This window comes from Streptomyces sp. NBC_01190, assembly GCF_045039895.1.
Lineage (GTDB): Bacteria > Actinomycetota > Actinomycetes > Streptomycetales > Streptomycetaceae > Actinacidiphila.
Map to the genome: position 1 here is coordinate 7,382,373 of NZ_CP108580.1, position 12,742 is coordinate 7,395,114.

8 protein-coding genes are annotated in these 12,742 nt (G+C 72.9%); 3 read left to right on the top strand and 5 right to left on the bottom strand.

The window, feature by feature from the left end; genetic code table 11:
- Nucleotides 1-265 precede the first annotated feature (265 nt).
- The 4 genes from OG519_RS31050 to OG519_RS31065 all read right to left on the bottom strand — a co-directional run bounded on the left by OG519_RS31050 (nucleotide 266) and on the right by OG519_RS31065 (nucleotide 7,121).
- Entirely contained in the window at nucleotides 266-4,213 is a 3,948-nt protein-coding gene (locus tag OG519_RS31050; protein ID WP_405590929.1) for a carboxypeptidase regulatory-like domain-containing protein, read from the bottom strand.
- A 272-nt stretch (nucleotides 4,214-4,485) separates the two neighbouring features.
- A complete protein-coding gene (locus OG519_RS31055) occupies nucleotides 4,486-5,502 on the bottom strand; it encodes an NAD(P)/FAD-dependent oxidoreductase (protein WP_405590932.1) in 1,017 nt (338 codons plus the stop codon).
- Nucleotides 5,499-6,044: an isoprenylcysteine carboxyl methyltransferase family protein gene (locus OG519_RS31060; RefSeq protein WP_405590935.1), complete on the bottom strand. Its 546-nt coding sequence runs from the start codon at nucleotides 6,042-6,044 to the stop codon at nucleotides 5,499-5,501. The genes OG519_RS31055 and OG519_RS31060 overlap by 4 nt, the downstream gene beginning before the upstream one ends.
- Nucleotides 6,045-6,056: 12 nt before the next feature.
- Nucleotides 6,057-7,121: a type III polyketide synthase gene (locus OG519_RS31065; protein WP_405590938.1), complete on the bottom strand. Its 1,065-nt coding sequence runs from the start codon at nucleotides 7,119-7,121 to the stop codon at nucleotides 6,057-6,059.
- 162 nt (nucleotides 7,122-7,283) lie between these two features.
- Between OG519_RS31065 and OG519_RS31070 the strand changes: the two genes are divergently transcribed.
- Complete coding sequence (locus OG519_RS31070) at nucleotides 7,284-8,132, top strand: UbiA family prenyltransferase (protein WP_405593129.1); 849 nt, start codon at nucleotides 7,284-7,286, stop codon at nucleotides 8,130-8,132.
- Between the two features lie 52 nt (nucleotides 8,133-8,184).
- Here OG519_RS31070 and OG519_RS31075 read toward each other — a convergent pair whose 3' ends face one another.
- On the bottom strand, nucleotides 8,185-8,751 hold the full coding sequence (locus OG519_RS31075) for an NUDIX domain-containing protein (RefSeq protein ID WP_405590940.1): 567 nt from the start codon (nucleotides 8,749-8,751) through the stop codon (nucleotides 8,185-8,187).
- A 528-nt stretch (nucleotides 8,752-9,279) separates the two neighbouring features.
- Here OG519_RS31075 and OG519_RS31080 point away from each other — a divergent pair.
- Both OG519_RS31080 and OG519_RS31085 read left to right on the top strand, forming a co-directional pair.
- Nucleotides 9,280-9,987, top strand: coding sequence for a hypothetical protein (locus OG519_RS31080; protein ID WP_405590943.1), 708 nt, complete (start codon nucleotides 9,280-9,282; stop codon nucleotides 9,985-9,987).
- A gap of 241 nt (nucleotides 9,988-10,228) precedes the next feature.
- Complete coding sequence (locus tag OG519_RS31085; protein ID WP_405590946.1) at nucleotides 10,229-12,718, top strand: carbohydrate-binding protein; 2,490 nt, start codon at nucleotides 10,229-10,231, stop codon at nucleotides 12,716-12,718.
- The last annotated feature ends 24 nt before the right edge of the window (nucleotides 12,719-12,742 follow it).

Here is a 12,742-nt window from a genome sequence, read left to right on the forward strand (position 1 = left end):
TCCCGCTGACCGCCGCGGCGGCCGCCGTCCTCGCGCTGCTGATCCTGCGCCCAGGACGGTGCGCTCGCCGCCGCGCGGGCGGCGACCCCAGCCGCCGAAGCCGTTGTCGCCGACACCGCTGACCCGGCCGCCGACGCGCGCGGGCGGGGCTGACCCCCGGGGACGCCGAAAACCTCCGGGCGGTGGGTCCCAGGGACAGTCCCACCGCACCGGAGGTCCATCGGCCTACGGGGTCAGGCCCCGTACGCCGCGGCGACGCTCGTGATCAGGACCGCCGGCCCTTCGCGGTGACGTGGAGCGTCACCGCGGCCGACGGCAGCGCGTACGGCGTGTCCGTGCCGAAGTCGAGCCGGGCCCGGTAGTCACCAGGACCGGTCACGCCGGGCGCGCCCGCGTCCAGGGTCACGGTCACGGTGGCCTTCGCCCCCGGGCGCAGGGTGAGCCGCCGCGTGCTCTCCTTCAGCCAGGGGACGTCGGAGGCCGGGTCGACCGCGAAGCCGGGCAGGTTCTCCACCACCCCGGTGACGGACACCCCGCCGGTTCCGCCGCCGACCTTGTAGAAGCCGAGCGCGCCGCCGCCGCGGTAGGTGGCCGTGGGGGCGTTGGGCAGCGCGCTCCAGGTGCCCTTGGCCGGGTCGTAGGCGAAGCCCTGATTGCTCAGGGCGCCGTCGTCGACACCGCCGGAGACCAGCAGCAGGCCGTCCGCCGCGGCGTACGCCGAGCCCCACAGCGGCAGCGGCATGTCCGCCAGCCGTGACCACGCGTCGGACGCCGGGTCGTAGACGTAGGTGTGCGGGATGTTCCCCGCGTCGGTGGCCCCGCCGGCGCAGTAGAGCTTGCCGCCGATCGCGGCGCAGGACACCCAGGAGACGGGCTCGGGGTAGTCCGCGGCCTGGCCCCAGCTGTCGGTCGCCGGGTCGTAGACGTTGACGTCGGCGACGCCGCAGGACACGTCGCACCCGCCGACCAGGTACAGCTTGCCGTCGAGGACGGCGCTGCCGGCCCCGGCGTGCGGGCGCGGCTCCGCGGCGCCCGTCGTCCAGGTGCCGGTGGTGGTGTCGTACGCCTCCAGCTTGGCATCGGGGTTGGCGTCGGCGCCCCAGCCGCCGGCGATGTACAGCTTGTCGCCGATGAAGCCGTGGCCCGGTGCCTCGCGGGTGTCGGTGGCGCTGCTGAGCTGCTTCCAGGTGTCGGCGCCGGGGTCGAGGACGTACAGCTCGTCGCTGTCACCTTCGCCGCCGATGGAGAAGCCGGGGTCGCCGAAGCCGGCGTAGAGCCTGCCCTGGTGGCTGTCCGCGATGTTGTCCATCTGGGCCACCGGCAGGTCGGGCGCGCTCTGCCAGGAGTTGGCCGGGGTGGGCGCCGTGTGTCCGGCCGGCGAGGACCCGGCGGGTGCCCGGGTGGGGACGCGGCCGAGCGGATAGGTGCCCTTGACGCGCTGGAGTGACGCGCCCTGCGCGGCGTCGGGCAGCAGCACGTCGTCCTGCTCGCCGAGCGTCAAAGTGGCCTGCTCCGTGCCGGTGTTGGTGATCGTGAGCTTCCGGGAGACCCGCTTGCCGCGTGCCGCGGTGGCGTCCAGGGTCCCGGGGGCCACCGACAGCCGGCCGGCCTTCAGCGCGTACGACACCAGGGTGGTGCGGTCGGCCCGTACGGTCAACGCCTGCTTCTGGCCGGCGTAGTTGCTCTTGGTCGCGGTGAGGGTGTGCTTGCCGGGGCCGGGGGTGAAGAGCGAGAAGTACCCGTCGTCCAGGGTCGGGTCCTCCGGGGTGGCCACCGTCTGGGTGAACACGGCCGGGTCGCCGGCGTCGGTGATCGTGGCGGCGGTCGCCGGCAGGCCGGAGTTGGCGTCCTTCACGGTGCCGACGACCATGCCGCCGGGGGTGGGGGTGAAGTCGCGCTGCCCGACGAAGACGTCGTCGACGCCCCAGTACCAGGCGCCCGACGCCGCGTAGTGGAAGCGCAGTCGCACCGCGGGCGCGTCGGCGTAGGCGCTGAGGTCCACCACCACCGGCGTGGGCCCGGCGTAGTACACGGTGTCGTCGGGGGTCCAGACCGTCGACCAGGTGGCGCCGCCGTCGTCGGTGGCCTGGACGTCGAAGACCATCCGCGCCGGGTTGTAGGTGTACATGTTGTCGAAGGCCAGCTCGGGGGTGTCCTTGCCGGTGAAGTCGTAGACCGGGCTGGTGAGGTCGGAGTCCTGGTGCTGGTCCCAGCCGTAGTACGTGCTGTCGACGATGGCGAACGCGCCGTCACCGCCGGTGCTGTTGCCCTCGCCCGCCGGGTCGTCGAACTCCCAGCCGCCCTTGGTGCCGTCGGCGTTGGTGACCGTCCAGCCCCGCGGCGGGGCGGTGGACGAGTCGAACGTCTCGGTGCTGCCGGTCAGGTGGACGGCGTAGCCGGGCGCGGTGGCGACCCACGGGTCGGCGGTCAGCGCGAAGTCCGCCGTCAGGGCGCGGGTGCCGACGTGGATGTCCTTGGTCAGGGCGCGGTAGCCGGGCGCCACGGCCGCCACGTCGAGGGTGAGGTCCGCGCCGCGGGGGAGCGTCACCCGGTAGGCGCCGGTGGCGGGGTCCGTCCAGACCGCGTTGGGATCGCCGGCCACGCCGATCTTCGCGTAGAGCGGCCAGCCGTGGCCGGAGCCGTCGGTCACCTTCCCCGAGACCGTCTCGCTGGGCACCCGGGTGACGGCGATGTTCCGGGTGACGGACGCGCCGTCGCCGATCGCGATGTTCTTCAGGGTGCGGGTGGCGTAGCCGAAGGCGGTGGCGGTGACGTCATGGCCGCCGGCCGACAGTGCCAGGGAGTAATGCCCCTGGGCGTCGGTACGGGCCGCGTCGGTCCCCGAGGAGATCGTGGCGCCGATGACGGGCTTGCCGGTCGCGCTGTCGGTGAGTGTTCCGGAGAGCTGACCGTGCGGCCCGGTGCGGAAGGATTGCAGCCCGTTCGGGGTGCCGAGGCCGGTCGGGCCGTCGTAGCCCGCGGTGGCGCGGCACAGGTAGGCGGGGTCGCAACTTCCGTTGCTGCCGCCGGTGATGTCGTTGAGCCCGGCGCGGTTGGCGTACGGGTAGGCGTTGGGGTACGTGCCGGCCGCCGGGGTGGCCGCGTCCGCGTACACGGCCGCGATGATGGGCGACGACGCGCTGGTGCCGCCGTAGACCGACCAGCCGGTGTTCCCGTAGGTCTGGTAGACCGCGACGCCGGTGGCCGGGTCGGCGACCGCGGAGACGTCGGAGACGGCGCGGTTGGCGCACCCGGTGTCCTGCTGGAAGGCGGGCTTGGGCTCGTACAGCGAGCAACCCGAGCCCGCCTTCGCCCATGCCGCCTCGGTCCAGCCGCGCGCGCTGTCCGCGTCGCGGGTCAGCGAGGTGCCGCCGACGGAGGTGACGTACGGGGAGGCCGCCGGGTAGGAGACGCCGTAGGCGTAGTCGCCGGACGAGGCGACGACCGCGACGCCCGGGTGGTCGTAGTAGGCGTCGAGCGCGGCGGTGTCCGAGGGATCCTCACCGCTGCCGGGGCCGCCCCGGTAGTCGCTCCCGTAGGAGTTGGAGACGTACTTGGCGCCCAGCGCCACCGCGGTGTCGACGGCCGCGCCGAGGTCGTCGCTGCTCGGCTCGTCGCCCTCGACCAGCAGGATGTGCGCGTTGGGGGCGACGGCGGAGACCATGTCGAGGTCCAGGGATATCTCGCCCGCCCAGTCCGTGTCCGGCGCCGGGTAGTCGGTGCCGCCGCGCTGGTCGACCTTGGTGAAGCAGCCGTCGGCCGAGGTGCAGGCGGGCAGCCCGAACTGCTCGCGGTAGACGGCGAGGTCGGACTCCGCGGCCGGGTCGTCGTAGCTGTCGACGATCGCGATGGTCTGTCCGGCGCCGCCGTCGGCCGGCAGGTCGTAGGCGCCCTGGAGGTCGGCGGGGCCGTACCCGGTGGGCGCCACCGCCGCGCGCGCGCCGCGGGCGGCGGGCAGGTCGGTGCGGCGCAGCGCGAAGCAGGCGTACTGGCCCGGTTCCGGTGTGCCGCAGACGGGTTTGTACGGCACGGGGGCCGGGGCGGGGGCCGCGGTCTCCGTGCCGGTGGCGGCGTGGGCCGCCGGGGTCGCGGGCGCCGCGGCCGCCGCCGGCGCCGGCAGGCCCAGCACCGCCAGTGCCAGGGCGCCGAGCAGCGCCAGCGCGCCAGGCCCCTTCCGATCCGTCGTGGGGCCCGAATTTCCTCGTCTGCGCACCAGCCACTCCCGTGGGTCGTCCGAAGGCACTCCCGCGACGTCAGGACGACGGCGGGCACACCGGTGATCATTAAGAACGCGTGGTGGATGCATGTCAATGGGGTGCGGGACGATTACTGATCAACCGGATACAGGGGGGAAACGGGGTGCTCAGGGACGGTCCGGGGCGGTCCGGCCCGCGCGGCGGCCACCTGTCGGGCACCGTCGGCGGGGCGTGCGGGAGGGTGCGGGGCAGCCAATTGAGTCCGCGCCAGTAGCCGCGGCGGGCGGGTCTACTGCAACGCGTGCACCGCTGCGGCGAATACGGCCGGCAGCCGGGAGGACGCGGGAACGACGAGGCGGGCGGTGCCGGGGCGCGCGCTCGCGGTCAGCAGGGCGAGCGTCAGCAGCCGGTGGCGCCGGGTCAGCCGCGCCCAGGCCCGTTCGTAGTCCTGTGGGCGGCCCGCGGCCAGGCAGCGGACGGCGGCGCCGGCCGTGGCCAGGGCCAGGGCGATGCCTTCGCCGGTGAGCGCGTCGACGTAGCCGGCGGCGTCGCCCACCAGCAGAACGCGCCCGGCGGTCCTGCGCCGGACCCGCTGGCGCAGCGGTCCCGCGCCGCGGACCGGGGTGGCGGCCGGGCCGTGCAGGGACGCCGCGAGGGCGGGGAAGCCGGCCAGGTGCTCGTCGTACCCGCAGCGGCGGCGGCTGAGGACGGCGACGCCGACCAGGTCGTCGCCGACCGGTGTCACATAGGCCTCGCCGTGCGCGGACCAGTGGACCTCGACGTAGTCCGTCCACGGCTGGACGCGGTAGTGCCGGCGCAGTCCGTAACGGCCGATGGTGCGGGCCGGAAGATCAAGGCCCAAGCGGCGGCGCAGCGGCGAGTGCAGGCCGTCGGCGGCGATCAGCCAGCGGGCGGTGATTCCCGCGGCGGTGACGGAGTCCGCGCACTGGCCCACCTCGCCGACCTTGCCCGGCAGGATCCGCACGCCGAGGTCCAGGGCACGCCGGTGCAGCGCCGAGTGCAGCGCCGTCCGGCGGATGCCCAGCCCGGTCCGGTCGCGGAAGGGTGCCTGCGCGCGGGCTCCGTCGGCGTCCAGATAGCGGATACCGCGCAGTTCGCGGCCCGTGACGTCAACGCCCAGCGCCCGCAGCGCGGCGACACCGCCGGGCATGACGCCCTCGCCGCAGGCCTTGTCCACCGGGGCGGTCCTGGGTTCGACGACGACGGCCTCCATCCCGGCGCGCGCGGCGTGAATGGCCGCGGCCAGGCCGGCCGGTCCGCCGCCGGCCACCAGCACATCGATCACGACCCCGCGTCCCGCGCCGCGGCGAGGGCCGGACCGGGGCAGGCGGCCAGTGCCTCGTTCTCACAGCGGACGCGCACGCCGAGCAGAACGGCGTTGAGCACCGTGAACGCCGCGGCGGTGACCCACGCGGTGTGCACGAGCGGCAGAGCCACTCCCTCGGCGACGACCGCGACGTAGTTCGGATGCCGCAACAGGCGATAGGGGCCGCCGGTCACCAGGGGAAGGCCGGGTACGACGATCACCCGGGTGTTCCAGCGCGGCCCCAGCGTGCCGATGCACCACCACCGCAGCGCCTGGGAAGCGGCCAGAACGCCCAACATCGGCCACCCCAGTACCGGTTGGAAGGGCCGGTCGGCCAGCCACACCTCGACCAGGCAGCCGGCCAGCAGACCGGTGTGGAGCGCGACCATGGCCGGATAGTGGCCCTGCCCGCTGACCGTCGCGCCGCGGGCGAGGCTCCACCGCTCGTTTCCGCGGGCGACGACGAGTTCGGCGACGCGCTCGGCGGCGACGGCGGCCACCAGCGTTGCGTACCAGATCATGTTTCCTCCGGACTACCAGCGCAGCAGGACCAGTTCGCAGCAGAAGCCGGGCCCCATCGCCAGCAGCAGGCCCGGGGTGCCGGCTGCCGGGCGGCGTTCGGCCAGGGTGTCGCGCAGCACGTGGAGCACCGACGAGGAGGACAGGTTGCCCACGTCGGCCAGGTGCCGCCAGGTGACATCCAGCGCCCCCGGCGGGAGTTCGAGGCTCTCCTGGACCGCTTCCAGCACTTTGGGGCCGCCCGGATGGCACACCCAGGCGGTCACGTCCTCCGGCTTCAGTCCGTGGTCGCCCAGAAAACCCCGTACGTCGTCGGCGAGATGCCGCCGGACCACGTCGGGGACCCGCGGGTCCAGGACGACCTGGAAGCCGGAATCGCCTATGTCCCAGCCCATGACCCGCTCGGTGTCCGGGTAGAGGTGGCTTCTGGTGTCGACAACGGTCGGACCGGTACCGGCGCCGGTGTCCGTACGGTCGGCCCCGCGTGCGACGACCGCGGCGGCGCCGTCACCGAAGAGGCCCGCCGCGACGAGGTTGGCCATCGAGGCGTCGTCGCGCTGGAAGGTGAGCGAGCACAGCTCCACCGACAGCAGCACCGCCACGTGCCCGGGCCGGCCCAGCAGGTAGTCGTGCATCCGGGCCAGGCCGGCCGCGCCGCCGACGCAGCCGAGGCCGAACAGCGGCATGCGCTTGACGTCCGGCCGCAGTCCGAGGCGGCCGACCAGGCGCGCGTCGATCGAGGGAGTGGCGATGCCGGTGACGGAGGTGAAGATCAGCAGGTCCACATCGGCGGCGGCCAGCCCCGCCTGGCGCAGGACGCCGCGGACGGCGGCGCCGCCCATTTCGGTGGCGGCGGTGATGAAGGCGTCGTTGGCGGCGCCGAAGCCGTCGAGTTCCGCATAGCGTGGAAGGGGCAGCGCCATGGTGCGGGAGCGGACCCGGGCACTGCTGTGCAGCCGGTCCAGGACGCGGCGGTCGGCGCCCTCGGGCAGACAGGTGCGGGCCACCATGTCCGTGATCTCGCTCTGGGCGTGCCGGTGTGGTGCCAGGACACCGTGAACGGCGGCTATCCGGGTCATAGAGCTCCTGCCTTGCGGGCTATCTGCTCAACGTCCCTGCCCAGGCTGGGGCTTTCGATGCCGGGCCGCCGGCCCGGATCGTTCTCCCGGACCGGACGGGCCCTGCACGGGCCGGGGGACGGTGACGCCTACGATCAGCCGGTGGTTACTCCCGAGCGGGTGATGGCCGGCGGCGCACCGGCGCGCTGGGGCGGCCGTGCGGCCGCCCTGGCCGGGTCGTGCCATCCCGGGCCCGTCGTGGCGGTCACCGCGCTGATGTCGGCGCTGGCGGTCACCGCCGGCCAGGGCGCGGGGCGTTGCGTCCTGGTGGCGGCAGCCGTGCTGACCGGGCAGCTGTCGGTCGGCTGGTGCAACGACGCCTTCGACGCCCGCCGGGACATCGCCGCCGACCGCCGGGGCAAACCGGTGGTCGACGGCAGGATCGGGGCGCGGGCGGTGTGGGTGGCCGCGTTCGCCGCGCTGGCGCTGTGCGTACCCCTGTCACTCGCCTGCGGCTGGTGGGCGGGCGCCGTCCACCTGGCCGGGGTGGCGGCGGCGTGGGCGTACGACCTGCGGCTGAAGGCCACCGCGTGGTCCTGTGCGCCCTACGCGATCGGTTTCGCCGCGCTGCCGGCCTTCGTGGCTCTGGGGCTGCCCGGACACCCCCGGCCGGCCTGGTGGATCGTCACCGCGGGCGCGCTGCTGGGGGTCGGGTCCCACCTGGGCGACGCGCTGCCGGACATCCGCGCGGATCTGGCGCTGGGGGTACGGGGGTGGCCGCACCGGCTCGGGTCCGACCGCGCGCGCCTGCTGTTGCCGGTGCCGCTGGTGGCCGCCACCGCGGTCCTGGCGCTGGGACCCCCGGGACCACCCGGGGCGTGGGGCACGGCGGGGTTCGGGGCGGCCGTACTGATCGCGGCGGCGGGCACCGTACTGGGACGGCGCTGGGAGCGGACGGCGTTCGCGGCGGCGGTCTGCGTCGCGGTGGTGGACGTGGCACTGCTGCTCGCGCGCGGAAACGGGATCGCCTGAGTCCGGGGCCACCGCGGGGCGGAACCGCCGGCCGCCGCGCACCGCGGGGGGATCAGCGGGCGCTCGCCCGGCGGACCTGGTGGGCGAGCGAGTAGAGCGCCCCCAAGTGGGGGCGGTCGTTGCGGGTCAGGCGCTCGACGGCATCCTCGATCGGGAGGATGGCGATCTCCAGGACCGTCTTCTCCTCGACGCCGCCCCGGAACTCCGGCGGACCGGTGATGACGACATCCGCCCAGCCGAGGGCCAGGGCGAAGTGCGGATGCGGCAGCCACGGGCGGTAGGGGGTCTGCTGTGTGGTCGAACTGTCCCACTGCCCGAACAGCTCGAACCGTTCGGCCCGGCCACCGATCGCCTCCGCCATCTCCCGCGAGACAGCCGCGTCGATCGCCTCACCCTCCAGCAGGGTGCCGCCCGGCGTCGACCAGCCGTCTTCCTCCGTACGCAGCAACACCGCCTGCTCGCCGATGAACGGGACGACGTGGACGTGGCTGGTCCGCTCCCTCGGCGGTACCTCGTCCCTGAAACGCGACGTGACCTGTCGCCATGCGTAGGGGGTGTCAAGGATCGCGAACGAACCGCGCAGAGAGGCGCGTTCGTCGTCGGAGAGGTCGATTCCCATGGGCTGCCCGTCGTCGGAGGTACCGCATCGATCGACAGTGAGAGCCGTCCCGATCTCACCCGTCCTCGGGACTGCCCGGTGCGCGTTCCGCAGCGGGGAGCCTCGCGGACTCTTCACTGTAGGAGCCGCGACGACCCAAGGGCAATGGGCCCCTCGGCCCACGACACCGATGTCCGGGCGCCGCCGGCGCCGTTGGCGGCCCGGCCCCACGTCCGTGGCGTTTCGAGGACCGAGTTCGTGGTAGACGACAGACGAATGACCGGCCGCTGATCACGCTGACCGAAGAAAACGACCTGCACACCACTCCGGTACTGAGCCAATCACTGGAGGGTTGCCCGCGCGGGACACCCGTGCCCGACGCTGGTCCGAATCCTCACGATCACTGCTTCGGGCTGTCCGCTGTCGGCACGGTCGGCGGACGGTCCGCCTTCTCGTCCCTTTGGTGAGCGACCCGATGACGCGTACGAAGCCGCCGCCGTGCCGGCCGGCTTCGGCCTCGCGTCCGCGGTCGCGGGAGGAATGAGTCCGATGGCGGAAACCAGGGCAGAACAGATACAGACGATCGACGACTACGAGCCGTCCACCGGCGGCGTGGTGCACCTGCGCGCGTTGAGCCGCGCGGAGGCCGAGGACCGGCGTGCGGCACTGGCCGACCTGTTCGCCGAATCCTCCGTGGCGGACGGCGACGACGCATACGACACCCGTGAGGGATTCCTGCGCCGGCTCACCGAGGACAGCGGCCGCCCCGGCTTCGAGACGATCATCGCGGAGGCGACGGCCGGGCCGGGAGAAGCATCGGTGCTGGTCGGCGCCGTCTTCGGATTCCCGGTCCCGCCGGACGGCTCCTGGTGGCTGGGATTCCACGGACCGCTCCCGCACCGGATCGCCGAACTCACCGCGGCCGGGGATGTCTTCGCCGTCACCGACCTCCTGGTCCACCGCCACGAACGCGAGCGCGGACTGGCCGGTCACCTCCAGCGCCGGCTGCTCGCCGGCCACCAGCCGTCCGTCGGCGTCACGTTGGTGAGCCAGAGCGACCTCGCCGGGTACGCCTCGCTCTACTCCTGGGGCTGGCAGGACATCGGCGAGTTCCACCTGCCGCCCGATGTCACCGTCCGGCGCGCGCTCACCCTCACCCTCACACCGGGCGAACCCGCCGCCGAGGACCCCGACGGCCTCGCCCAGGACGCCGAGCAACCGCACGAAGCGGACGGAGCGGATCCCGGCGCGCGCTGAGAACACCACCCCGGATTCGCAACTCCGCGGTAATAAAGGGAAGTCGGCCCTACTCGGCACGCGTTATGCGCACACGATGGCCGCGGCGCCGCACATTTCGGACCATATACCTTCGGTGCGGGAAGCCCCGCCTTGACGCTTGACTAGCGCAACCCTAGAGTCCTAGCTGGCCGCATGGAATGCGAACCCCCCACTTTCGTCCGATCGGTGGATGTTCCCGCACCGGACGACATTCCATTTCGTGACCGCCGCGACCGGACCCGCCAAGCTGCTGAGCCTGCGGATGATGACGCGTAATCGTGGCGACCGCGAAATCATGCAGAAAGGTACGCAGTTGACGACCACGGCAAGTAAGCCGCGCCGGCACCGGGCCGGCGCGGCGGTGGCGACGCTCGCCGTCGCCGCCGCCTTCGCGCTGGTGGGGATACGGATGGCAGACGGTGCCACCGTCCCCGCCGGGCACGCCAAGGCGGCACCCCGGGCCACCGCCGCTGCCGGTGCCGCGGGCGCGAGCACCCCCTTCACCAGCTATGAAGCCGAGAGCGGCACCCTCGGCGGTGGCGCCCAGACCGTGTCGCTGACCGCCGCGCCGACGAACCAGTACGCGACCGCCGCCCTGGAGGCCTCCGGCCACGCGTATGTGCACCTGTCAGCGGCCGGGCAGTCCGTGCAGTGGACGAACAATACCGGGCAGTCGGTCAGTGCCATCAACGTGCGCGCCAGCATTCCGGACTCCGCGGCCGGCGGCGGAATCACCGCCACACTCGACCTTTACGTCAACGGCGTACTGCGTCAGCCGCTGAATCTGAACTCGAAGCAAAGCTGGCTCTACGAGGGCAACAACAACTACAACGGCAACGACCAGAATCCGGCCGACGGCGACAGCCGCGACTTCTTCGACGAGTCGAGCACGTTCATCACCGGAGCCCCCGTCGCGCCGGGCAGCACGATCTCCCTCAAAAAGGACGCGGCCAACAGCGCCGCCTTCTACGACATCGATTCCGTCGATGTGGAGAATCCGCCGGCGCCGCTCGCCCAGCCGGCCAACTCGATCTCCATCACCGGTTGCGGCGCCGTGGCGGACGACAACCCGACCAACGGATCCGCCGACAGCCAGGCCGTCGACAGCACCGGGGCGATCCAGAACTGCATCAACCAGGCGCAGTCCCAGGGCAAGATCCTGTGGATCCCGCAGGGCACCTTCTATCTGAAGGGCACCAACGGGCTCCAGGCCAAGGGCATCACCATCGCCGGCGCCGGACCCTGGTACAGCACCGTCTACCGGTCGGTGCCGCTGCCCAACAGCGTCGGCCTCGGCGCGGTCTTCTCGGTCACCTCGTGCACGGTCGAGAACTTCCACATCGACTCCAACGCGACCAGCCGCGCCACGGTCGACGGCGCCGGCGGCGCCATGGACACCACCGGCACCAACTGGGTGGCCGACAACATCTGGAGCCAGCACGTCGAGTCGGGCTTCTGGGCGTCGGGCTCCGGCGGAACGGTCAAGAACAGCCGGCTGACCGCCATCTGGGCGGACGGCATCAACCTCAACAACGTCTCCCTGAACGGCACCACCGGCAGCAACCTGACCGCCACCAACAACTACGTCCGCGGCACCGGCGACGACGCGATGGCGATCAACTCGGTCGCGTACAACGACTACGGCAACGGGAAGATCTACTACACCGCGATGTCCGGTGTGACGCTGACCCACAACAGCCTCATCGCCCCCTGGGGCGGCAAGGGCATCGGGATCTACGGCGGCAGCGGCCATCTCGTCCAGGACAACTACATCAGCGACACGGCCCGCTACATCGGCCTGGGCGCCGGCCGGTTCGGCGTGAACGGCAGCGACCTGCTCGGCGCGACGGTGTCCGGCAACACCGTGCTGCGGTCGGGCGGCAACGCCTACAGCCAGGGCCAGCCGGCCGTGCAGATCGGCAACGGCGGTGACGGCCAGAACTCCGGCACCGTCAGCGGCGTCACCGTGTCCGGCAACACGGTCAGCGGCGCGGTGTACGACGCGGTCGGCTTCTCCACCTCGACCGGCACCAGGGTGCAGGACAACACGATCGTCTCGCCCTGGCGGGGCGGCATCGTCATCTCGCCGCCGTTCTACCCGGCGCCGACCGGCTCCGCGACCGTCACCGGCAACAGCGTCACCGGGCTGCGCTCCGGCGCCTCGGCGTTCACCAACAACTCGGGCGCCTTCACCGTGACGGCGAGCGGCAACAGCTGGCAGGGCGGTACTTCGCGCGAGGCGCCGTTCGGCGGGTCCCCCGCCGCGGTGCCGGGGACCGTACAGGCCGAGAACTACGACACCGGCGGCCAGGGCGTCGCCTACTCCGTCGCGTCGGCCAACGGCAGCGGCAACGGCTACCGCCCCGACGGCATCGACCTGGAGACGACCGCGGACTCCGGTGGCGGCTACGACCTCGGCTGGACCGGCGGCGCCCAGTGGTTCCGGTACACGGTCGACGCGGCCGCCGCGGGGACCTACACGGTGAGTTTCCGGGTGGCGGCTCCCGCCGCCGTCACCGACGGCTTCCACCTTTCCGACGCCGGCGGTAAGAACCTGACCGGGGCCGTCAACATCCCGGCCACCGGCGGCTTCCAGAACTGGACGAACGTCACCGCCACGGTCACCCTGCCGGCCGGCCGGCAGGTCCTGACCCTGGCCGAGGACGTCGGCGGCTGGAACGCCAACAGCGCCACCTTCACGGCGAAGTAGCCGTACCTCGACACCACGCGGCGC